20 protein-coding genes are annotated in these 21,957 nt (G+C 68.4%); 11 read left to right on the top strand and 9 right to left on the bottom strand.

Annotation, left to right across the window (positions count from 1 at the left end; genetic code table 11):
* Positions 1 to 647: 647 nt before the first annotated feature.
* The 3 genes from HLA95_RS12935 to HLA95_RS12925 all read right to left on the bottom strand — a co-directional run bounded on the left by HLA95_RS12935 (position 648) and on the right by HLA95_RS12925 (position 2,979).
* On the bottom strand, positions 648 to 1,148 hold the full coding sequence (locus tag HLA95_RS12935) for a Crp/Fnr family transcriptional regulator (RefSeq protein ID WP_191061704.1): 501 nt from the start codon (positions 1,146 to 1,148) through the stop codon (positions 648 to 650).
* A 123-nt stretch (positions 1,149 to 1,271) separates the two neighbouring features.
* Positions 1,272 to 2,159, bottom strand: a complete 888-nt coding sequence (locus HLA95_RS12930; protein WP_191061705.1) for a DMT family transporter — start codon at positions 2,157 to 2,159, stop codon at positions 1,272 to 1,274.
* Positions 2,160 to 2,178: 19 nt separating this feature from the next.
* Positions 2,179 to 2,979: an alpha/beta fold hydrolase gene (locus HLA95_RS12925; RefSeq protein WP_222183559.1), complete on the bottom strand. Its 801-nt coding sequence runs from the start codon at positions 2,977 to 2,979 to the stop codon at positions 2,179 to 2,181.
* 42 nt (positions 2,980 to 3,021) lie between these two features.
* Between HLA95_RS12925 and HLA95_RS12920 the strand changes: the two genes are divergently transcribed.
* A complete protein-coding gene (locus HLA95_RS12920; RefSeq protein ID WP_191060334.1) occupies positions 3,022 to 3,699 on the top strand; it encodes an HD domain-containing protein in 678 nt (225 codons plus the stop codon).
* A 146-nt stretch (positions 3,700 to 3,845) separates the two neighbouring features.
* Entirely contained in the window at positions 3,846 to 5,054 is a 1,209-nt protein-coding gene (locus HLA95_RS12915; protein WP_191060335.1) for a polysaccharide lyase, read from the top strand.
* A 32-nt stretch (positions 5,055 to 5,086) separates the two neighbouring features.
* Here the strand turns inward: HLA95_RS12915 and HLA95_RS12910 are convergent, their stop codons facing one another.
* Positions 5,087 to 6,634: a hybrid sensor histidine kinase/response regulator gene (locus HLA95_RS12910; protein ID WP_223861575.1), complete on the bottom strand. Its 1,548-nt coding sequence runs from the start codon at positions 6,632 to 6,634 to the stop codon at positions 5,087 to 5,089.
* 291 nt (positions 6,635 to 6,925) lie between these two features.
* On the opposite strand from HLA95_RS12910, the gene HLA95_RS12905 reads away from it, so the two are divergent.
* From HLA95_RS12905 to HLA95_RS12890, 4 genes are all read left to right on the top strand, one after another.
* Complete coding sequence (locus HLA95_RS12905; protein ID WP_191060336.1) at positions 6,926 to 8,587, top strand: type 2 periplasmic-binding domain-containing protein; 1,662 nt, start codon at positions 6,926 to 6,928, stop codon at positions 8,585 to 8,587.
* Positions 8,588 to 8,682: 95 nt separating this feature from the next.
* Positions 8,683 to 9,804 carry a carbohydrate ABC transporter permease gene (locus tag HLA95_RS12900; protein WP_191059365.1) on the top strand — a complete coding sequence of 374 codons (1,122 nt, stop codon included), beginning with the start codon at positions 8,683 to 8,685 and terminating at the stop codon, positions 9,802 to 9,804.
* Between the two features lie 44 nt (positions 9,805 to 9,848).
* Positions 9,849 to 10,739, top strand: a complete 891-nt coding sequence (locus tag HLA95_RS12895; RefSeq protein ID WP_370467486.1) for a carbohydrate ABC transporter permease — start codon at positions 9,849 to 9,851, stop codon at positions 10,737 to 10,739.
* Positions 10,740 to 10,920: 181 nt separating this feature from the next.
* Complete coding sequence (locus HLA95_RS12890) at positions 10,921 to 12,891, top strand: amidohydrolase (protein WP_191059363.1); 1,971 nt, start codon at positions 10,921 to 10,923, stop codon at positions 12,889 to 12,891.
* A 34-nt stretch (positions 12,892 to 12,925) separates the two neighbouring features.
* Here the strand turns inward: HLA95_RS12890 and HLA95_RS12885 are convergent, their stop codons facing one another.
* A complete protein-coding gene (locus HLA95_RS12885; protein WP_191059362.1) occupies positions 12,926 to 13,630 on the bottom strand; it encodes an SDR family oxidoreductase in 705 nt (234 codons plus the stop codon).
* A 191-nt stretch (positions 13,631 to 13,821) separates the two neighbouring features.
* Here HLA95_RS12885 and HLA95_RS12880 point away from each other — a divergent pair, with 191 nt between their 5' ends.
* Positions 13,822 to 15,183, top strand: coding sequence for a glycosyltransferase family 39 protein (locus HLA95_RS12880; RefSeq protein ID WP_191059361.1), 1,362 nt, complete (start codon positions 13,822 to 13,824; stop codon positions 15,181 to 15,183).
* On the opposite strand, the gene HLA95_RS12875 is transcribed toward HLA95_RS12880, so the two are convergent.
* From HLA95_RS12875 to HLA95_RS12865, 3 genes are all read right to left on the bottom strand, one after another.
* Entirely contained in the window at positions 15,167 to 15,982 is an 816-nt protein-coding gene (locus HLA95_RS12875; protein ID WP_191059360.1) for an alpha/beta fold hydrolase, read from the bottom strand. The genes HLA95_RS12880 and HLA95_RS12875 overlap by 17 nt on opposite strands.
* Positions 15,982 to 16,344, bottom strand: coding sequence for a nuclear transport factor 2 family protein (locus HLA95_RS12870; protein WP_191059359.1), 363 nt, complete (start codon positions 16,342 to 16,344; stop codon positions 15,982 to 15,984). Before HLA95_RS12870 ends, HLA95_RS12875 begins: the two co-directional genes overlap by 1 nt.
* A 78-nt stretch (positions 16,345 to 16,422) precedes the next feature.
* Positions 16,423 to 16,716: a putative quinol monooxygenase gene (locus HLA95_RS12865; protein ID WP_191059358.1), complete on the bottom strand. Its 294-nt coding sequence runs from the start codon at positions 16,714 to 16,716 to the stop codon at positions 16,423 to 16,425.
* 162 nt (positions 16,717 to 16,878) lie between these two features.
* Here HLA95_RS12865 and HLA95_RS12860 point away from each other — a divergent pair, with 162 nt between their 5' ends.
* Both HLA95_RS12860 and HLA95_RS12855 read left to right on the top strand, forming a co-directional pair.
* Positions 16,879 to 17,592 carry an AzlC family ABC transporter permease gene (locus HLA95_RS12860; protein WP_191059357.1) on the top strand — a complete coding sequence of 238 codons (714 nt, stop codon included), beginning with the start codon at positions 16,879 to 16,881 and terminating at the stop codon, positions 17,590 to 17,592.
* The gene (locus HLA95_RS12855) at positions 17,589 to 17,885 is read left to right on the top strand and encodes an AzlD family protein (protein ID WP_222183557.1); all 297 of its coding nucleotides are present in this window, start codon (positions 17,589 to 17,591) and stop codon (positions 17,883 to 17,885) included. Before HLA95_RS12860 ends, HLA95_RS12855 begins: the two co-directional genes overlap by 4 nt.
* Before the next feature lie 52 nt (positions 17,886 to 17,937).
* Here the strand turns inward: HLA95_RS12855 and HLA95_RS12850 are convergent, their stop codons facing one another.
* Positions 17,938 to 19,197, bottom strand: a complete 1,260-nt coding sequence (locus HLA95_RS12850) for a cyclopropane fatty acid synthase (protein WP_191062164.1) — start codon at positions 19,195 to 19,197, stop codon at positions 17,938 to 17,940.
* A gap of 582 nt (positions 19,198 to 19,779) precedes the next feature.
* On the opposite strand from HLA95_RS12850, the gene HLA95_RS12845 reads away from it, so the two are divergent.
* Positions 19,780 to 21,216, top strand: a complete 1,437-nt coding sequence (locus tag HLA95_RS12845) for a mechanosensitive ion channel family protein (protein ID WP_222183555.1) — start codon at positions 19,780 to 19,782, stop codon at positions 21,214 to 21,216.
* Positions 21,203 to 21,841: a DNA-3-methyladenine glycosylase gene (locus tag HLA95_RS12840; protein WP_222183553.1), complete on the top strand. Its 639-nt coding sequence runs from the start codon at positions 21,203 to 21,205 to the stop codon at positions 21,839 to 21,841. Before HLA95_RS12845 ends, HLA95_RS12840 begins: the two co-directional genes overlap by 14 nt.
* Positions 21,842 to 21,957 lie beyond the last annotated feature (116 nt).

Here is a 21,957-nt window from a genome sequence, read left to right as displayed (position 1 = left end):
CCAGTGTTGGCGATGGGGGCACTGCCCAGATCGACCGCGGCCTGAGCCGGGGCAGGGGCAGCAGAGAACAGAGCGCAAGCCAGCACAGCCGCGGCAAGCATTGCCGCGCCTCGAACACGAGCCATGGGCACCTCAATTGGTGGCTGAGAAACTACTCGGCGCTATTATTGTTGTCTGAACTGATCGCGAAACCATGGGCTAGTCCACGTGCATGGACAGCCTTCTGATTATCAGCTTCGACCCTCTTAAGAACGCCGGACTGTTTGTAGTTATACGATCCGTTCCGGAAACCACCAGAGAAAGTTCCCATGTTACCTGAATTTAATCTTGAACTTTCGACGCGTGTCCACGAGACATTGTACTACCCGATGGAGATTATTCTAGCTTTCAGGTAGATAACTTATGCCGGTTCTGCACAATGGCCGTGAAGGGGTTTCGCAAGTCCGGGCAGTTTGTGCTTTGGGCGCGTTCAAGATGAGCAAATTTTAGAGAGCTCTCGCATGAGGCGAGCGCGTAGGTGCGCGGCAGCTTCCGCGGCCGACGTTCATGGCCAAGCCGGGGCAGGACCAGCGTGGAATCAGGGCTCCCGCGGCTGCCTCGCCAGCAGGCCGATCCTTACGTGGCCGGATCGGCCCCGGCGCCGGGTGCTACATCCAGCCCGCATACATGTAGCGGGCCAGCTCCGGGTCGACGTCCGGCGCCAGCGCCTTGCCCAGCCGGTCCAGCGCCCGGCCGATGACGCCGCGCGGCTTCTCCCCGGCCAGCTCGTGACGCAGTTCGACCATCGCCTCGTTCGCCGTGGCGAGCCGCTTGGCCATGACCGTCGCGACGAACAGGGCGGCCACCGGGTCGCAGCGCAGGAACTCGGCGGCATCGGCCACGCGGAAGCTGCAGGCGGTGGCGGCCGTGACGTCGGCGGTGTGCGGCTGGCCGAGCAGGGCGGAGATCTCGCCCAGCACCGTGCCGGGCTCGGCGAGCTGGCAGATCGGGACGTCCTGCTTGGTCACCTGGGCGGTGCCGGAAACCAGGATGAACAGCTTGCCCGTGCTGGTGCCTGCCGCGAGTATCGTGTCGCCCTCAGCAAAGCTCTCGACCGGCAGAGCCTCGATGCGTTCCCGGAGCGAGCCGGTATCCAGCAGCAGTTCCATGATGGCGAGCCTCCCTGTATTCAGGGGTCGACCTGCCAACGTCGCCCCCATCTCAGGCGAGCGTAGAGGAACTGTCGCGGCCATCAAGCGCCGGCTTCGATCACGGCAGTGCCCAATGCCGGCTCAGGACCGGCGGATGCTGCCGCCCACCAGGACCAGCCAGACGCCGGCGCCGGCCGCGACCAGGCCCAGCATCGCCAGGAGCGAGAAGGTCTCGCCCAGGATCAGCCAGGCGAGCAGGGCTGCCAAGCCCGGCACCAGGTAGAGCAGGCTGGTCACCCGGGCGGCCTCGCCCCGGTGGATCATCAGGTTTAGGAGCGTCACCGCCACGATGGAGTTGGCGAGCACCAGATAGGCCATCACGCCCAAAAAGCCCGGCGCCAGCGTCACGCTCGGCGTCTCGGCGATGAAGGCCGCGGCGACGCTGAACGCGGCGGCCGCCAGGTACTGGACGGTGCCGCCCGCCCACAGGTCGAAGCTCGGGCAGAACCGCTTCTGCAGGAGAACCCCGCCGGTCAGCGCCAGCATGGCGGCAAAGACCAGGGCGATGCCGCCCGGCGTGCCCAGGCCCAGCGCCAGCTTGTTCCAGATCACCAGCGTCACGCCCACCAGGCCGAGCACCAGGCCCAGCCACTGCCAGGGCCGGACCCGCTCACCCAGGAGCGGCATGGCGATGCAGGCGGTGATGACCGGCTGGAGCGCGTTGATGAGCGCCGCCGTCCCCGCCCCGACCCCGCTGGCGAACGCCAGGTAGACCAGGACGAAGTGGACGCCCAGGTTGAGCAGGCCAACCAGCGCCACCCAGAACAATTGGCTGCCGCGCGGCCAGCGCGCGCGCAGCACGAGCGCGATCAGGGCGAAGATTGCGGCCGCTAGCACGAAGCGGACCGCCACCATTGCGATCGGCGTAGAGTGGGCGAGGCCCAGCCGGCCGGCGATGTAGCCGCCGCTCCATAAGAGCAGAAACAGGACCGGTGCGGTGCGCTCGACCAGCCCGCCCTGGCGGATCAATGGTCCATCCGTGGCGCCGTCACGTGGCCGCCCGGCTGTCGGGGCGGGCCAGGAAGGCCTGGAGTGCCGCGAGGAAGGGCTCTGCCGCCTCCACATGGGGCCAGTGCCCGGCCTCGGGCAGGGTCTCGATTTCGACGGCGGGGAACAGGCGGCGCAGCGCCGCCTCGCCCGCTTCGTCGACATAGGGCGAGAGCTCGCCGCGCAGTTCCAGGGTCGGGCCGGCGAACGGCAGGGTGCCGGGCGGGTCGGCCCAGCCCACCAAGTCCGGCAGGGCCGCCAGCAGCAGGTCGACATCGACCCGCCAGCGGAACCCGCCGGCACCGTCGCTTTCCAGGTTCTGCAGGAGGAAGGAGCGCATGGCGAGGTCGGGCACGGCCGGCTCCATCAGCCGGTCGGCATCGCCGCGGCGCTGTACCTGGCCCAGGTCCAGGGCGCGCATCGCCAGCAGATAGTCGGTGAACGAGCGGTGGCGGTAGGCGATGGGGGCGATGTCGACCAGCACCAGCCGGGCCACCCGGTCGGGCCGGCGCAGCGCCAGGTTCATCGCGACCTTGCCGCCCATGCTGTGGCCGAGCAGGTCGACCGCCTCACCGCCCAGGCCGGCGATCAGCCGGGCCACGTCGTCGGCCATGGCGTCGTAGCTCATGGGCCTGGCCCAGGGGCTCTGCCCGTGGCTGCGCAGGTCGGCCAGCACCACCGGCCGACCGCTCTCGTTCAGCCGGCGTGCCGGGCCCAGCCAGTTGCGGCCGCTGCCGAGCAGGCCATGCAGCACCACCAGGGGCCGTCCCTCGCCGGGCAGGACGTTGCTTGCGAGTTCCATCTGCACCTATGCCGTTCGCCGGTTCACGGGAGGAGAGCGCGAATGCGGGCGGAACCTAGCGCGGCGGGAAGCGATCGTCTCGCGGCGATCGTCGATTTCCTGCTGCTCGCCGACCGGCTGAAGACGGTGGAGCGGATGGGGGTCGTGCCGGGTGCCGGCCGGCGCGAGACGGTGGCCGAGCATTGCTGGCACATGGCTCTCATGGCCGTCCTGCTCGAGCGGGAGCTGGGCTTTGCGGTCGATCTGGGGCGGACCCTGGCGCTGGTCGCGGTCCACGACCTCGTGGAGATCCTGGCGGGCGACACCTATGCCTACGACCAGGCCGGCGTGGTGGGGCAGGCCGAGCGGGAAGAGGCCGCCGCGGCGCAGTTGTTCGGCACCCTGCCGGACGATCTCGCCGCACGGGTGGACGGGCTGTGGCGCGAGTTCGAGGCGGGCCAGACGCCCGAGGCCAGGCTCGCCAAGGCCTGCGACCGGCTGCAGGGCTTCATGCAGAACGTCGCCGCCGAGGGTGTCGTGTGGCAGGCGAACGGGATCGACCGGGAGCGGACCCGGATCCGCACCGACTATCCGCGGGGCGTGGACCCGGCGATCAACGCGATCATCGACCTGCTCTACGCCCGGGCCGACGCCGGCGGCATGTGGCCGGCCCAGAGTTCCGCAGAACAGCAGAATGTCTCGGTTTCAGGAAAAACTCCCGAAGAACCGCAGGGAAGCTGAGTCTTTTCTGCGAAGGTTCCCATATGTACGACGTTTAACATGAAGATCATGAACATCTGTCCTAGCAGATCTGCCAGGCTGTTTCCGGACGCCGGCTGATCAGACGGTCGCCGGTCTCCGATTCGTCAGAATACGGAGACCGGCAGATGTTGCTGCGCCGAAAGATCGCGCTGATGATTGTCGCCGCCGGCAGCCTCGTGTTGCAGGCTTTCACCGTGATGGCCGCCGAGCCCACCCGTTTCTGCGGCGGTGCCTATGCCGCCAGTCAGAAGTATTGGGAGGCCCGCTCGCCGAGACTGGCGTCCGTCCAGTCCCACCTGCCGTCCGCCAAGCGGCGCACTTCCGGCAACATCGTCTCGCTGGGCTATGCCCGCGACAGCAAGGGTACCGTCATCCACCAGGCCGAGTTCGACCGGCACTTCGCCCACATCTTCGGCAAGAGCACCACGACCGGCTATGGCAGGAAGCTGCGCGGCGCCTGGCCTTCCGGTGCTGCCACCAGCTGGGAGCTCGCCGCCAAGCAGGGGCGCAAGAACCTCTCCGAGTGCGTGGTGGACGGCAAGGACCCGGCGATCTGCCTGGGCATCCCGAGCGGCAAGATCAATGTCTCCTCGCTCGGCCACCACGGCACCTGGGCGATCCTGGACCCCAAGAGCCTGAAGGGTGCGGGCGAGCGGGCCTGCATCGTCTACGACGTGATGTTCTCCAGCAATTTCGACTTCAAGGGACTGGACGGCAAGCTGCCGGGCCTCACCAACGCGCCGGCGAAGACCGCGGCACCCCCGGACCATCTGTGCCAGGGCAGGAACCGGCTGATCAATGACGGCCGGGTGTTCTCGACCAGGCTCGGCTTCACCGATGCCGGCGGCTCGCCCACGGCCGCGGCGGTACGGGTGATGAACCAGTTCAGGAACGACATGTTCCGCTACGACTGTGCCGGGGACGGCAGCGCCACCAACAACGAGTACCTGACCGAGATGCGCGCGGTCGACCCGAACGGCTGGAGCGAGGTGATCAAGCGCGGGGTCTGGTACCGGCTGGAGCACGAGCTGGTCCTCAACACGCGCTACGAGACGGTGAACAACCTCCAGTCCGGCACCTCCAGCAAGGTCTGGCTGTACCGTCACAGTGACAACGCCCTGCTCAAGACCTATGGCCGCGACAACAGCTTCACCTTCGACGCCAACCGTGACGGCCGCGCCGAGCTCTACCCGCTCTTGCCGCGCACCGGCCCCGACCAGAATATCACCGGCATCTTCCTGTCGATCCAGCAGGGCGGCAATCTGAGCGGCAAGGGGCCCTGGAAGCTGGACCACGTGATCGCCCTGCGCGACTTCGGCCTGTTCCTGAAGTAGCCGCCCCTTGCCCGGATCCGGGCAGAGCCTTCTTACGCGACCGCCGTGCCCTGATCCGGGGCCGGCAGGGATGCGCCGTGCCCTGCCGCCTGCGCCCGCGGCAGGACCAGGACGATCGTGGTGCCCGCACCCGGCCGGGTCTCGATGCGCACCGCCCCGCCCGATTGCCGGGCGAAGCCATAGACCTGGCTGAGGCCGAGCCCGGAGCCCTTGCCGACCTCCTTGGTCGTGAAGAACGGCTCGCAGGCACGCGCCGCGACCTCCGCCGGCATGCCCGTGCCGGTATCGATCACGCGCAGGCGGACGAAGTCGCCCGCGAGCCCGTCGGGGTCCCGCCCCGGGGCCAGCGACAGGTTCTGCCCCTCGATCGTGAGCTGCCCGCCGTCCGGCATGGCGTCGCGCGCGTTGACCGCGAGGTTCAGCAGCGCCAGCTCGAACTGGGTGGGGTCGGCCTCGATCGGCCACAGATCCGGCTCGAGCTCCATCTTCAGGCGGATGTCGGCACGCAGCGAGCGGGCCAGGAGCTCGGAGGTGGCCCTCAGCGTCGTGCCGATGTCGATCCGCTCCGGGTGCAGCGGCTGGCGGCGGGCGAATGCCAGGAGCTGCTGGGTCAGCCTGGCGCCCCGGTCGATCGCCTGCTGCCCGGCGACCAGGATCTCGCGGACCCGCGGATCATCGACCCGGCGCTCCACCATCTGCAGGCAGCCCGAGATCGCCTGGAGCAGGTTGTTGAAGTCATGGGCGACCCCGCCGGTGAGCTGGCCGATCGCTTCCATCTTCTGCGCCTGGAACAGTTGCTCGCGCGCCTCCTCCAGCGCCTCCTGCGCCTGGCGCCGCTCGGTGATGTCGCGGGTGACCTTGGCAAAGCCGACGAGCTGGCCGTTCTCGTGGATCGGGTCGATCACGACGCTGGCGAAGAACCGGCTGCCGTCCTTGCGCACGCGCCAGCCTTCCTTCTCGAAATGGCCCCGCTCGCGCGCGGCCGCGAGCGCCCTGGCCGGCTGGTCGATCGCGCGGTCCTCCTCGGTATAGAAGCGGGAGAAGTGCTGGCCGATGATCTCGTCTGCACGGTAGCCCTTCAGCACCGCCGCACCGCTGTTCCAGCTCGTGACGTAGCCGTCCGGGTCGAGCATGAAGATGGCATAGTCGGTGACGCCCTGGACCAGGCGGCGGAACTGCCGCTCGCTGGCCCGCAGGGCGTCCTCGGCGAGCTTGCGCTCGGTGAAGTCCCGGGTGATCCCGGCAAAGCCGATCAGTTCCCCGTCCTCGCCTCGGATCGCGTCGAGCACGGTCGTCGCCCAGAACCGGCTGCCGTCCTTGCGTACCTGCCAGCCCTCGTCCTCGCACCTTCCATCTGCGGCGGCGGCCGCCAGTACCTGGCCGGGCCTGCCCGCTGCCTGGTCCTCCAGCGTGAAGAAGCGCGAGAAGTCCTGTCCGGTCACCTCATCGGCCAGGTAACCCGTGGTCCGCTCCGCGCCGGGGTTCCAGGTGATGATTCGCCCCTGCGGGTCGAGCAGGTAGATGGCATGGTCGGAAACCGCATCGATGAGGAGCCGGAAGCTGCGCTCGCCGGCCGCCAGTAGCGGGCTTTCCTGATTCTTCGGCCGCGGACTGATGCTGCTCGCTCCTGCATGTGTGCCGGCCGGTCACCGACCCCGGTGTGGCCGGCAGTCTAGGCGACTGCGCGAGGAATGGCGACTGTGTGGAAATCGCCATGGCGCCCGGAGGGGTGCCGGCCGCGTGTTTCGCCTCGACATGGTCATGGATCCGGGGGAAGTCTGCGCGACGGGGATCGAGCGCAGACGAACTGGCCGCCGCAGCACATGGCCGCGGGATCCCCGACTGTTGCCAGGACGGGGAGGGTATCGACAATGGCGAAATGGTCGAACGATCGGCTGGACATTCTGAGCGTCGACCGGCGGCGGCTCCTGCAGGGTGCCGCCGGGTTCGGCATGGCGCTGGGCATGGGCGGGGGGCTGGGTGCGCTGTCCCGGCCGGCGGGGGCGCAGGAGGACATCCGCGCCCAGATCCTGCAGATCCCGGGCGTCGGTGCCGGCTCGCCGGGCGACGCCGACTGGCAGCAGGTCGGCGAGCTTTGTCTCGGCGCCACCAGGCAGAACGTGCAGGAAGGCGAGTTCGCCGGGGTCGAGCTGACCTTCATGGGGCTGAACAACCAGAACCTGCACAACCTCCTGTTCCGCGGCTTCCTCAAGCCCTGGGAAACCTATACCGGGGCGAAGATCACCTGGATCGACCTGGCCCAGGCCGACTACAACCCGCGCCTGCAGCAGGCGATCGCGACCGGCACGGTCGACTTCGACATCCTGGAGATGGGCGCACCGTTCGAGGGCGATGTCTGCGGCAAGGGCTTGGCCTCGGAGATGCCGGACTGGGTCAAGGCCCAGATCGACATGGACGACTATGTCGACTACCTGAAGGCGCCTGTCGGCACCTGGGACGGCAAGACCTACCGGATCTCGATCGACGGCGACTGCCACAACTTCAACTACCGGACCGACGTTTTCAGCGACCCGGAGCTGGCCGAGGCGTGGAAGGCCGAGGGCAACGAAGGCGAGTGGGGCGTGCCGAAGACCTGGCAGCAGGTCAAGGCGGCGACGAAGTTCCTCAAGGGCAGGCAGGTCGCCGGCCAGGACGCCTATGGCTATCTCGACCCGCTCAAGCCCTGGGGCGGGTTCGGCTTCTATTTCCTGGCGAGCCGCGCCACCGCCTATGCCAAGCACCCGGACGACAAGGCTTGGCTGTTCGACATCGACACGATGAAGCCGCGGATCAACAACCCGGCCTGGGTGCGCACCATCCAGGACGTGGTGGACTCGCTGCCCTACCAGCCGGCCGACCAGCTCAACGCCGACCCGAACACCACCGGCTTCCAGCAGTTCCTGTTCGGCACCGGCTCGATGATCTCCTGGTGGGGCGACATCGGCTCCAACGCGCGGACCAGCGATTCCTCGGTGATCGGCGAGGTCTGCGGCTTCGACATCCTCCCGGGCTCGGACGACGTCTACAACAGCAAGACCGGCCAGTGGGACAAGCTCCCGGGCGGGCCGAACTACGCACCGAACATGGCCTATATCGGCTGGGGCATCTACGTGATGGCCAGGGTCGATGGCGACAGCAAGAAGCACAAGGCGGCCTGGAGTGCTGCGGCGCATCTGGGCGGCAAGGACCTGTCGCTCTGGACCTCCGCCTACCCGTCGGGCTTCCAGCCCTACCGCAAGAGCCACTTCAACATCGCGGAGTGGACCGAGGCCGGCTACGACGAGGCGTTCATCTCGGGCTACCTCGCCTCGCAGTCCAACTCCTACAACCACCCCAACGCCGCGATCGAGCCGCGCATCCCCGGCATCTTCCAGTATTACAGCGTCGCCGAGGATGAGCTGGCCAAGGTGTTCGCCGGCCAGGTCGATGCCCAGACCGGTGCCGACAACATCGCCGCCGCCTGGGAGAAGATCACCGATTCGATCGGCCGCGAGCAGCAGATCAAGCTGTACAAGGCCTCGCTCGGTCTCTGATTTCCAGGCTATCCTGCCCGCCGGTCCCGCTTAGCCGGGGCCGGCGCGGTTTTTTCAGGTCCGCCTTCGGGCGGACGCCCATGACGAGGATCTAGATGTCGCCTGCGCCGTCCGTGACCGCATCCGCCGCCCCTGTCCGGGCGGCACCCGACCCGGCCCGGCGCCAGGCGATCGGGCGCGGCCTGTTCTGGGCGGCGACCGCGCTGCTCCTCGCGGCCGTGCTGGTGCAGGGCCTCTACAGCGCCGGGCTGACCGAGGTCGGCTTCGCCAACTGGCGGCCGGTGCTCTATGCCTACGTGATCTGGTCGGTGGCCGTATGCGCCAGCCAGGTGCTGCGCCGCGGGCAGCAGGGCCAGCGGGCGCTGTTCGTGCTGCCGGCCTTGCTGTTCACCCTGGCCGTGGTGGTGTTCCCGACCGTCTTCGGCCTGTTCATCGCCTTTTCCGACTGGAACCTGAGCTCGTTTACCGGGCGGCAGTTCAACGGCGTCGACAATTTCGTCGCGATGCTGAACGACCCCTATTACTGGAACGCCATGGGCAACATGGTGATCTACGTGCTGGCGGTGCTGGTCCAGTACGCGATCGCCTTCGGCCTGGCGCTCCTGCTCAACGCCGAGATCCGGGCGCGCAAGTTCTTCCGCGTCGCCTTCCTCCTGCCGTTCATGCTGAGCCCGGTGGCGGTGAGCTGGATGATCGGCAAGTCGCTCATGGAGTACCGGTTCGGCCCGCTCTCCCAGTTCGCCCGCCTCCTGGGATGGGACAGCCCGGCCTTCTTCGCCACCCCCTGGATCGCCCGGGCCAGCATCATCGCCCTGGATAGCTGGGTGTCGATCCCGTTCATCATGATCCTGCTCCTGGCAGGCCTGCAGGCCATGCCCAAGGACATCATGGAGGCAGCCAAGATCGACGGGGCCACCGGCTGGCAGTCCTTCTGGAAGATCACCTTTCCCCTGATGCTGCCGGTCAGCGTCACTGCGATCGTGCTGCGCATCATCTTCCAGCTCAAGCTCGCCGACATCGTGATCAACACCACTGCCGGCGGGCCGGGCGGCGCCACCGACACGGTAACGAGCTTCATCTACCGCGAGTATCGCGACCGCTCGAACGTCGGCTACGGCACGATGCTGGCGGAGTTCTACTTCGTGCTGATCGTGATCTTCCTGACCGTGCTGCTGGCGCTGATCAATCGCTGGATGAAGCGCTTCCCGACGACCTGAGGCTAGGAGTGGCCCCGTTGGCAACCAGTCTGCCCAACCAGAACATTTCCGCCCGGAAGCGGCCCAGCCGGCAGGCATGGGGCCGGGTGATCGTCTATGCGCTGCTCCTGTTCTGGACCTTCGTGTCGCTGTTCCCGGTCTATTGGACAGTGACGACCTCGTTCAAGGTCGCCGCCGACGTCACCCAGGGCCACCTGATCCCCTGGGTCGACTTCACCCCACAATGGCGCGGCTGGCGTTCGCTCGGCCTCTCCCCTGAGACGATCGGCCAGACCTCCACCGTGCGCGACGAGTTCCTCAAGCGCTTCCAGAACAGCGTGGTGATCTCGGTGGGCGCCTCGCTCCTGGCCGTGGCCCTGGGCTCGCTCGCGGCCTACGGCCTGTCCCGCTTCCAGTACCGGTTCGGCAAGCTCGGCAACCGCGACCTGGCCTTCTTCTTCCTCTCCCAGCTCATCCTGCCGCCCGTCGTGCTCGCCATGCCCTTCCTGGTGCTTTACCGCGAGCTGGCCCTGCTCGACACGCGCATCGGCATCATCCTGCTCTACACCCTGACCGTGCTGCCGATCGTGATCTGGATCATGCGCGACCAGTTCCAGTCCATCCCGATCGAGCTGGAAGAAGCCGCCTTCATCGACGGCGCCTCGATCTGGGGCGCCTTCTTCCGCATCATCCTGCCCATCGCCTTGCCGGGCATGGTCGCGGCCTTCATCCTGTCCCTGGTGCTCTGCTGGAACGAGTATTTCTTCGCAGCCCTGCTCACCAGCACCAACGCCAACACCCTCCCGGTCATGCTCGCCAGCCAGACCGGCTCGCAGGGCGTCAACTGGTGGTCCATGGCAGCACTCGCCACCGCCGCCATCCTGCCCCTCGCGATCGTCGGCATCCTCCTGGAACGCTATCTCATCAAGGGGCTCACCGCCGGTGCGGTGAAGTGAGCCGGGCGCCTGCGGCCCTTGCCGCAGCCCGCCTTGCCGACGGTCACATCTCGTCCGGCTGACGCGGTTCCGGGAGTTGTCGTTCGTTTCCAAGGATACTTGGTACGTTTGTCCATACACTTGACGCACCTCGACTTATCAACGGAAGTTTCCGGTGAAAACAAGTCGGGGATGCGGTCAAATGGCGAAGCGTTTTCGATGGTTGACGCTGGCGGTCGCCAGCGCGCTGATGCCGCTCGCTGTACTGGCCAAGGAACCGCCGCCACCGGTCGCCGACGCCATCTATCTGGGCGGCAATGTCGTGACCATGGATGCCGCACAGCCGCGGGCCAGGGCGGTCGCGGTCAAGGGCGGCAAGATCCTGGCGGTTGGCTCCGATGCCCGGATCCGCGAGCATGTCGGCCCCCATACCAGGACCGTCCGGCTCCGTGGCGCCACCGTGCTGCCGGGCTTCATCGACCCGCATTCCCACTTCCTGGGCTATGCGTTCTTCACCGACGCGAAGCACTGGCTCGACGTCTCGTCGGTGAACCTGTTCTTCAAGCCGTTGCCGGGCGATCCACGCTGCAAGACGCCGGACGACCCGCAGCGCTGCTTCATCCCGGTCCGGAGCCAGGACGACGTGATCGAGCGGATCACGGCGGCAGCCAGGAAGAAGGGTGCCACCCGCGTCCTGGCGATGAGCTACGACCCGGCGCGGCTGGGCCATGGCAAGAGCTGCAAGGGTCCGAAGACCAATGTCGGCTTCGCCTGCCCGAACTTCGAGAACGGCAACGCACGCGCGACCCTGGACGCGATCTCGACCAAAATTCCGATCTTCGTGTCCAGCCAGTCCGGCCATATCTCGTATGCCAACACGCCGGCGTTGAAGCTGCTCCGGATCTGCGGGGTGGCCGGGATCACGACCAACTGCACCAGCCCCTCGATCAACCCGAAGCAGGAGCTGGCGCTGGCCAGGCGCGGCCAGCTCAACGAAGACCTGGCGCTCTATGCCGATTCCTTCTGGGTCGGCCAGGTGCTGCAGGGCGACGAGCTGTCCGCGGTCACCTCGATCGCCAGGGCTATCGATATCTATGCCGGCCATGGCTACACGCTGATCCAGGAGGGTGCGGCCTCGTTCGGTGATGCCAGGATCTACCTGGACATGATGAAGGACGACCCGGGCTTCCCGTTCACGGTCGGCCTGATGATGTATGACGCCACCAGCCCGGACTTCGCCGACACGATCGCCATGGCGCAGCAGGCCACGGCGGCGATCCAGAACCAGCCCAAGATGTTCGTCGCCGGGGTCAAGAGCTTCGCCGACGGCAGCCCGCAGGGCTACACCGCCTTCCTGAACGACCCCTACTACATGGTCTTCCCGCCGTTCACGGAGCCGCCCTTCCCCAAGCCCTACCAGGGCCTGCCGGACCTGTGGGAAGGCCAGATGGAGCGCCGGATCGAGGCGGCCCACGCCGCCGGCTACCCGATCATGATCCACGAGAACGGCGACCAGGCGGCCGACAAGGCGGTGGCAGCACTGCGGCGGGCGCACTACCCGGACGGCTGGAAGTTCCGGGACATCGTGCTGCACGCGCCGTTCGTCAGCAGGCAGACCATGTCCTGGCTGAAGAGCATCAACGACCCCGTCAGCTTCCTGATGGGCAATCTCTATTTCTGGGGCCTGCCCCAGTGCCAGCAGGTGCTGGGCCCGAAGGTGATGAACGGCAAGTATTTCCCCTATCCGGCGCGCAGTGCGCTGGGCATGGGGCTGCGGGTGACGCTGCACACCGATTCGCCGGTCGAGCCGCCGGACCCGCTGTTCTCGGTCTGGGTGGCCAAGACCCGCAAGGTCCAACAGCCGGACTGGTACCCCAACACGGACCAGGCCGCCTGCCCGGCCGTGCTGGGCCCGCAGGAATCGATCTCGATCGAGCAGGGCCTGCGCGCCTGGACGGTCGATGCGGCCTGGCAGTACGGGCTCTCGCAGAGCCACGGCACCCTGACGGCCGGCAAGGTGGCCGACATGGTGGTGATGTCGGACGACCCGCTCCAGATGGAGGCCGCCCCCGACCGGCTGAGGGACATCCGCATCCTCGCCACCGTCCATGGCGGCAAGCACCGCCCGAACCCGCGCGGCCTGGAAAAGCCGATCTGGCCGGCCGACTACTGACGGTCGCCACCAGCCGGCCGTGCTGCACCCTTTGTCAGACCGAGCGCATCAGGCCGCCATCGACGCGGATGTTCTGGCCGGTGATGTAGCCGGCCCCCTCCGAGGCGAGGAAGGCGATCGTCGCCGCGATCTCCTCGCTCCTGCCATAGCGGCCCATCGGCACGCTCTGCCGGCGCTCCTCCGTCGCCGGCAGGCTGTCGATCCAGCCGGGCAGGACGTTGTTCATCCGGATATTGTCCGCGGCATGGCTGTCGGCGAACAGCTTGGTGAAGGCGGCCAGGCCCGCGCGGAACACGGCCGAGGTCGGGAACATGGCACTCGGCTCGAACGCCCAGGCCGTGGAGATGTTGATGATGGCGCCACCCTTCTGCGCCCGCATGACCGGGGCCACCAGCCGGGTCGGGCGGATCACGTTCATGAGGTAGACGTCCATGCCGGCGTGCCACTGCTCGTCGGTGAGCTCCAGCACCGGTGCGCGCGGCCCGTGCCCGGCACTGTTGACCAGCACGTCGATCCGGCTCCAGCGCGCCATCGCCCCGTCGACCAGGCGCTGGAGGTCGTCCACGGACTGGTTGGAGCCGGTGACGCCCAGCCCGCCCAGCTCCTTCGCCAGCGCCTCGCCCTTGCCCGACGAGGACAGGATGCCCACCGCAAAGCCGTCCGCCGCCAGGCGCCGCGCCGCCGCGGCACCCATGCCGCTGCCGCCCGCGGTGACCAGCGCCACCTTCTGTCCCGCCATCGGCCCCTGGCCTCCTTCACATGGTCGTGCGCGGCCGGACTATGGCACCGGCCAAACGCCGAGGCGACGCGGTTTTTCCGGCATCCCCTGGGCCGCCCTGCTGCCGCTGGCAGTTGCCGGATCCCCACCGGGGGCCGCTATAGTCCCGCACGGCGCGCCATTTCCGGACGGCCGCAGTTGAGGAGCAGTTGATGGTGATGTCGTCGGAGGTCGCGCAGGCGCCCGGGCAGGGCGGCCGGTTCGCGATCGGCCCGGTCTGGGCGGATCGGCTGCGCTTCCTGCCGCTGCTGGCCGGCATCTTCTGCGTGCTGCTGGTCCTGGCGGCAGGCGTGAACGGCCTCGCCACGTTCGAGCGCTACGGCTCGACCTCCTACGCGCTGATCGCCGAGCATCTGGTCACGCTCGGCCGCTACTCGCTGGACGGCATCCACCCGACCGCCCTGCGCCCGCCCGTCTATCCCCTCTATCTCGCCGCGTGCATGCTGCTCGCAGGCAAGAGCTGGGCGGTGCTGGCCGTGCTCGGCCAGGGGCTGATGGCGCTGGCCTCGCTGGGCTTGGTCGCCCTGATCACCGAGCGCCTCCTGGGCAACCGGCTGCTGGGTGCTGCCGCCGCGATCCTGGCTGCCCTCAACCTGGCGCTGTTGCGCGAGTTCTTCGTGCTGCGCGAGACCGGCCTGTTCACCGTCCTGACGCTGGCCTGGGTCCTGGTCCTGCTGCGGCCCATGAACGGCACGGGCAAGGCCGTGCTGCTGGCGGTGCTGGCCGCACTCGCACTCCTGACCAGGCCCAGCGGCATCGTGCTGGTCCCGGTCACGCTGATCACCCTGATCTGGCAGGCGGGTGCCCTGCGTTCGGCCATCCGCCCGGTCCTGATCCATCTCGTGGTGCTGGCCGCCTGCCTCCTGCCTTGGCAGGCCCATCTGGCGGCGAGCTTCGGCCGGGTGGCGCTGTCCGGCGCCAGCACGGGCGGCATGAACCTGTTCAAGGGCAACCACCCGATGATGGGCGACCTCTACCTGCTGGGCGATGTCGACTGGTCCGATCCCTGGATCAAGCCGATGATCGCTGCCTACGGGATCGACTGGGAATCCCAGCAGTGGCGGGCCGACGACTATCTGGGCGAGCTCGCACGCGGCGCGATCCTGGCCGACCCGACCCGCTTCCTGCGCCGGACGATCGAGAAAGGGGTCGTGTTCCTGAGCCCGGCCACCGCACCGATCGCGCGCGGCGGCGAGGTGGTGATGGGCCCGGACGGGCAGCTCACCGTCGCGAACGCGCAGTTCGGCAGCGGCGACCTGCGCAACCTCTACCATCTGCTCGTCGTGCCGCTGGGCTTGGTGGGTCTGGCATCGGCCTTGTTCTGGCCCAGGCGGCGCCTGTTCGGCCTGGCCCTGCTGCTGCTCGTCGCCGGCAACCTCGCGATCTATGCGCTGACCTTCCCCGAGCGCCGCTTCCGCATGCCGCTGGAGCCGCTCCTGGCGGTGGCCGCCATCGCCTGCCTGCGCGACGTGGCGGCAGCCGCCAGCGCACGCCCCGTCACGCCGGCCGGATGAAGCGCAGCAGGTCTTTCGTCACCTGCTCCGCATGGGTCAGGAAGATGCCGTGCGGGGCGCCCGGGTAGCGCACCAGTTCCGCATTGGGCAGCAGGGCCAGGCTGGGCTCGGCGGTCAGCGCAATCGGCGCGCTTTCGTCCGCCTCGCCGTGGAGCAGCAGGACCGGCAGCTCGATCCGCGGCAGCTCGGCACGGAAGTCCGCAGACGTGATCGTCCGGTTGCACTGGACGATCGCCTGGAGCGAGGTCTGCCGGCAGATGGAGCGGATCCAGTCGATCATGCCGGCCGAGGTTTCCGGCGTCACGAACGGCCGGATATTGTCCTCGATCCATTGCGGGAAGTCGCGCATGAGCTGCTGCCGGCGGACCTGCTCGAACACGTCTTCCGGAATACCGGAGGGGTTGTCCTCCGCCTGCCGCAGCATCGGCGTGACCGTGCCGAGCATGGCGACCCGCGCCACGCGCCTGCTGCCATGCCTGGTCAGGTAGCGGACGATCTCGCCCGGCCCCATCGAGTAGCCGACCAGGGTGACCTCCCTGAGGTCCAGCCCTTCCATCAGGCAGGCCAGCTCGTCGGCCAGCGTGTCGTAGTCATAGCCCCTGCCCGGATCATCGGACCGGCCATGGCCGCGCCGGTCATAGGCGATGCAGCGGCAGCCGGCCTCCGCCATGGGTAGCATCTGGTAGGCCCAGCTCTCCGAGCTCAGCGACCAGCTCGCCAGGAACACCACGGTTTGCGGCCCCTGGCCCCAGTCGCGGTAGAACAGCTCCACCCCGTCGGCCGTGCGGATCGTCGGCATCACACGCCCTCCCGGTCCAAAAAGCCGGTCACCGCCGCCAGCCGGCCATCCTCGGCCACCACCGCAAAGTCGGTGCCGCGCGCCACCGGCACGCCGCCGGCAGGCGCCAGCGTCCAGGAAAAGCGCAGCCGGTCGTGATGGAGGTCCGGCGTGCCGGCGAGGCTGAAGACCAGGCCCGGCAACTGCGCCTGGGCCGCTGCGATTATCGCATCCAGCCCGCCATGGCCCTCGGCCTCCATCAGGGGATCGAGATAGCTGCCGCTCTCGACCCAGGCTTTTGCGATGGCTTCCCGGCGCCGGGCAGGCTCGCGGGCATTCCAGGCCGCCAGATAGCGGGTGGTGATCGCGTCCGCATCGAACATCGGCATGGTCTCCTTTTTGGTGTGCGAGGAGACCATGCCGTGCCGCCGGTCATGCGGTCGATTACGTCGGAGGTAAGCTCACTTCACCCAGATCTCCTCGCACACCGCGAACACGGGCGCCCCGTCCAGCAGGTGCCCCACCGCGTCGAAGAACCGCTTGCCGGTGGTGGCGTTGTGCTGGTCCATCGCTTCCCGGCTGGCGAAGCGCTCATAGGTGGTGAAGACCGCCGGGTCCTCGACCGCGCGGCCGACATGGTAGCCGATCGTCCCCGGTTCGAGGGCCGAGCCCTCGATGCCGGAGATGAGCAGTGCCTGGTGCACCTCCTCCTCATGGCCGGGCTTCGCCTTGATGATGGCGGTGATGGTGATCATGCGCCGTGCCCTTTCCTGTCGGCCTGCTGCCCGAGGGCAGGGGAGGCCCTTGGCCGATGCTGCTCCCGCTCCAGCAACGCCCAGCCGGCATGGCGGTACCCTGGCCGGCTTGCCGGCGCTGGCATCATGCGCCAGACACGCCGCCGGCGTTCGGGAGTGGGCATGTCGACCGGTTCAGGCAAGGCGGAGTTCTGGCGCGGGGCGCGGTCCACCCCGACCATGATCATCGCGATCGCGCCGTTCGGGCTGCTGTTCGGCGCGCTGGCCGCCGACAACGGCTTTTCCGTGGTCGAGGCCACGCTGATGAGCGCGCTGGTCTATGGCGGGGCCAGCCAGATCGTGGGCGTGGAGCTGTTCGGCCAGCGGGCGGCACCCTGGATGATCGTGCTCTCGATCTTCATCGTGAACACCCGCTCGATCCTCTATTCCGCCGCCGCCGGCCGGCTGATCGGCTCATGGCCCACCGCGCGCAAGGCGCTGGCCTTCTTCCTGCTGGTCGACCTGCAATATGCAGAGAGCGAGCGGGAGGCGGAGGGCGGCCGCCGGCTGACCTTTGCCTGGTACATGGGCGTGGCGCTACCGATCTACCTGACCTGGATCGCGGAGGCGGCCATCGGCGCCGCGTTCGGCCGGCTGATCACCGACCCCCATGCGCTGGGCCTGGATTTCCTAGTACCGATCTACTTCCTGAGCCTGGTCATGGGCTTTCGCCGCCGGGCGAACTGGCTGCCGGTGGTGGCCGCCAGTTCGGTGGGCTCGATGCTCGCCTACGTGACCGTGGGCTCGCCCTGGCATGTCACGATCGGCGGGCTCGCCGGCATCCTGCTGGCCGCCGCCATGCCCGTGCCGCGCTACGCGGAGCCCGGGCGCGGATGAGCACGACGCTCTGGATCATCCTGGCGGCAGCGGCCGTCACCTATCTGGCGCGCATCATGGGCCATCTGGTCCTTTCGCGCTTTGCCCGCGTGCCGCCGCGCGTGCAGGCCGGGCTGGACGCAGTGCCGGCCGCGGTGCTGACGACGCTGGTGGCCCCGGCGGCGCTGGACGGCGGCCTTGCGGAGCTGGCAGCGCTCGTGGTGACCGCCTTGGTGGCGCTGCGCAGCGGCGCATTGGTGACGTTCGTCGCCGGTGCTGCCGTGCTGATCGCCCTGCGCAACCTGCCCGTATGAGGGCCGCCGTCCCGGCCAGCCCGGCCGGAACGGCAACAGAAGACAACCCCGCTCAGGCCGCGTCGCGGCCACCCACCGTGCGCAGGCCGGCATGCTGGTCGGCACAGCGCCAGGCCCGCTCGGTATCGACCATGTAGTCGCGGGTGAGCGGCACGGCGTGGCGGTCCTTGGCGAGCTGGATCTGGAACACCATGCCGCGCTGGCGGCGGAAGAACAGTTCCGAGCCGATCAGGTAGATCTCCCACATCCGGCAGAACCGCTCGTCATAGAGCGCCTTGGCCTCGTCGCGCCGGGCCATGAAGCGCATGCGCCAGTGCTTCAGCGTCTCGGCATAGTGCAGGCGCAGGATCTCGACATCGGTCACCCACAGGCCCGCGCGCTCGATCGCCGGCAGCACCTCGGACAGGGCAGGAATGTAGCCGCCCGGGAAGATGTATTTGCGGATGAAGGCCGAGGTCCAGCTCGGCCCCTCCATCCGGCCGATCGAATGGAGCAGCATCACCCCGTCATCGGTCAGCAGGTCGCGGACCTTGCCGAAGAACTCGTCGTAATGGTTCACGCCGACATGCTCGAACATGCCGACCGACACGATCCGGTCGAAGCGCTCGCGCAGGTGGCGGTAGTCCTGGAGGAGGAAGCGGGCCCGATCGGCCAGCCCCTTGCTGCGCGCCCGTTCGTTGCTGACCTCGTGCTGCCGCTCGGACAGGGTGACGCCGGTGACGTCGCCGCCGCCCAGCTCCGCGATGGTCAGGCCCAGCCCGCCCCAGCCCGACCCGATGTCCAGCACCTTCTGGCCGGGCTCGAGCAGCAGCTTGGCCGCGATATGGCGCTTCTTGAGGAGCTGGCTCTCCTCCAGGCCGGTGTCCGGCGAGGGGAAGTAGGAGCAGGAATATTGCTGATCCTCGTCCAGGAAGAGCCGGTAGAACTCGTCCGTCAGGTCGTAGTGGTGCGCGATGTTCTGCTTGGCGCGGCCAACCGGGTTGTACTGCTGGATCTTGCGCAGGCCGAGCTGGAGTCGATTGACCACGCTGCCGCGCTGCGCCTGCCACTGGATCTCGCCATTGACGATCAGGAAGTCCATGAACTCGTAGAGCGAGCCTTCCAGGATCTCGATCCGCCCGTCCATGTAGGCTTCGCAGACCGCCAGCTCCGGGTTCTTCATCAGGTCACGGCCGACCTTGGCATCGGTGAAGCGGATCTTGGTGACGGGCCCCCCCTCGGCACCGTGCCAGCTCTTCTCCCGCCCCCCGGCCTCGACGATCGTGATGGCACCGACCTTCACGAACCGCTGCAACATCGCGTCGAGCAGCATGGGACAAATCTCCAACCTGAGGTTGATAGCGCCTTGTTTCGGCTGTCCTTTGTCCGGTGACCCTATGCTTTGTAATAGGGGGTGCAACAAAAATTGCACTGGGCTGTTACTGGCGGCCGTCTGCACTCGTTCTTTCCGCGGCACGACGGCGGGCCGGGAAGGTCGGGGAAATACTTGTGCGTAACATGCGTTGCGTGGTGTTCGCGACCAGCGTGGTAGCGCGACCCGGTCACGGATGGAGATGTGCTGTCACCTGCTCTGGCCCTGGCCAGGCCATGTTCTACTCGACCATTGTCGGGCAATCGGATCTGTCTCGCCGACCCGCCGTGGTATTTGTATGGTCTGCATATTCACTCTGCCGGCACTGGTGAACCCGGTCCTGGTTACTGACAGGTGGAGGGGCCGGCTGCGCGCGTGCCGGGCCGAGGCCGTGACCTTCCTGCCGCACCCCGGGGTGCGTGGCGCCGGCCCCGGCTCGCCCGCTGTGCGGTTGCACCCACCCGCCGGGCCTGCTCCATAGGCACGAAGGCTGCGCGGTGCCGGGTCCGGGGATGCCGGGACCGGGCAGCGGAAGAGGTTCGGATGCTGGCTTCGACATCGGCGGCACGGCGGCTGTTCTGGCCGGTCGCCCTCCTGCTGGTCCTGCTGATAGGCTTGAGCCTGCTGCGCGGGCTGCAGCCGGAGCTGGCCGGCTGGATCGGGCCGGAGCAGGTCCGGCTCCTGGACCGCATCGCCACGGCCTCCCTGTGGCTGGCGCTGGCCTGGCTGCTGGTGCGCCTCCTGGACGTGCTGGTCTGGTCGCGGCGCGCCCGGCATCTGCCGCGCCTCCTCACCGACCTGTTCGCCGCCCTGATCCTCCTGACCGTGGCGCTCGTGATCGCCGCCCGGCTGTTCCAGGTGCCGCTGGCCGGCATCCTCACCACCTCGGGCGTGGCGGTGGCGGTGCTGGGCTTCGCCCTGCGCGACATGCTGGCCAGCCTGTTCGCCGGCATCGCCCTCAACCTGGAGCGGCCCTACCGGATCGGCGACTGGCTGGAGGTGCAGCCGGACACGGTCGGCCGGGTCGAGGAGGTCGGCTGGCTGACCACGAGGCTCGTCACCCAGGACGGCATCGGCCTGGTCGTGCCCAACGCCCAGCTCGCCACCCGCGCCTTCCGCAATTTCGACCAGCCCATGGGCCCCTGGCGCGACCATCTCACCGTGACGCTGGGCTACGAGGTGTCGCCGGCCCGGGCCGAGCGCATCCTGCTCGCGGCCGCCGCGACCGTGGCGGCGATCCGGATCGAGGCGCACCGGCCGGATGCGCGCATCACCGCCTGCGGCGAGCATGGGGTGGTCTGGGACCTGCGCTACTGGGTGCCGAGCTATGCCGCCCGGGTCGATCTGCGCCACCAGCTCCACGCCGCCGTGCTGCACCATCTCTACAAGGCCGGGATCGGCCCGGCGCACCGGCGCCTCGACCTGTTCCACGCGCCGATGCCGCAGCGCATGGTGGAGCACCGCACCGAGCCGGACCTGCTGCTCGCCCGCAGCGACCTGTTCGGCTCGCTGCCGCCCCCGGAGCTGAAGGAGCTGGCGCACAAGGCGCGACGGGTGCGGGTGCCGGCCGGCCGGCCTGCGGTCCGCCAGGGGGAGCCCGGCAGCTCGATGTTCGTGGTGCTGGAAGGGGTGCTGGACGTCAGCATCGAGCCCGAGTCCGGGCCGCGTCGCTGGTTGCGCGAGTTCGTGCCGGGCGACATGTTCGGCGAGTTCTCGCTGCTCACCGGCGACCCGCGCAGCGCCACCGTGACCGCGCGGACCGACAGCCTCCTGTTCGAGATCGGCAAGGCGGACCTGATGCCCCTGATGGAACGCTACCCCGAGCTCGCCGAACGGCTGAGCGGCATCCTGGCCTACCGCCAGGCCGACCGTGCCAACGGCAGGAGCGAGCCCGCCGAGCCGCCGCCGGTGCCCGTCCGGCGCACCGACTTTCTAAGCCGCATCCGCGACTTCTTCGGCCTGCCAGATGACCGCGGCTGACCCGTCTGCCCTGCCGGCGCCGATCGCCCGCGCCGACCTGCCCGTGGCCACCGAGGCCATGGCGCGCTGGCTGATCGGCCGCTCGCTGGTCCACGCCCATCTGGACGGCACCGTCGCCGGGCGCATCGTCGAGACCGAGGCCTATGTGCCGGGCGACAGCAGCAGCCACGCCTTCCGCGGCCCGACCCCCCGCAACCGCTCGATGTTCCTCGAGCACGGTCACGCCTATGTCTATTTCATCTATGGCAGCTGGTTCGCGCTGAACGTCAGCGCCGAGCCGCCGGGCACCGGTGGTGGCGTGCTGATCCGCGCGGTCGAACCGACGGCCGGCATCCCGCTCATGCAGCAGCGCCGCGGCACCGACCGCCTGGTCGACTTGGCGCGCGGCCCGGGCCGGCTCGCCAGCGCCATGGCGATCGACCGCAGCCTGGACGGGATCGACCTGTGCCAGGGCGCCCCGCTCTGGCTGGGCGAACCGCTCCGCCCGGCCGGCCCGATCGGCGAGAGCGTCCGCATCGGCCTGTCCCGCGAAACCGACCGGGTGCTGCGCTTCTTCGAGCAGGGCAGCCCGTTCGTGAGCGGGCCGAAGCGGCTGAACGCATTGCCGGCTGGTCGCTCGCGGTAGATCACAGCCGTCTTGCCTGCCGAGAAGTCTACGGACTGCGGCGTCATTTCTGCGCCCGGATAGAGGCAGCACTTGAAGACAGAAAATTACACTGTTGCTCTCTGAAATATAATGAT

The sequence above is a fragment of the Geminicoccus harenae genome, assembly GCF_019800005.1.
Lineage (GTDB): Bacteria > Pseudomonadota > Alphaproteobacteria > Geminicoccales > Geminicoccaceae > Geminicoccus > Geminicoccus harenae.
Note: the sequence above shows the minus strand (reverse complement) of the source record. Positions and strands in the feature narration are given on the sequence as shown.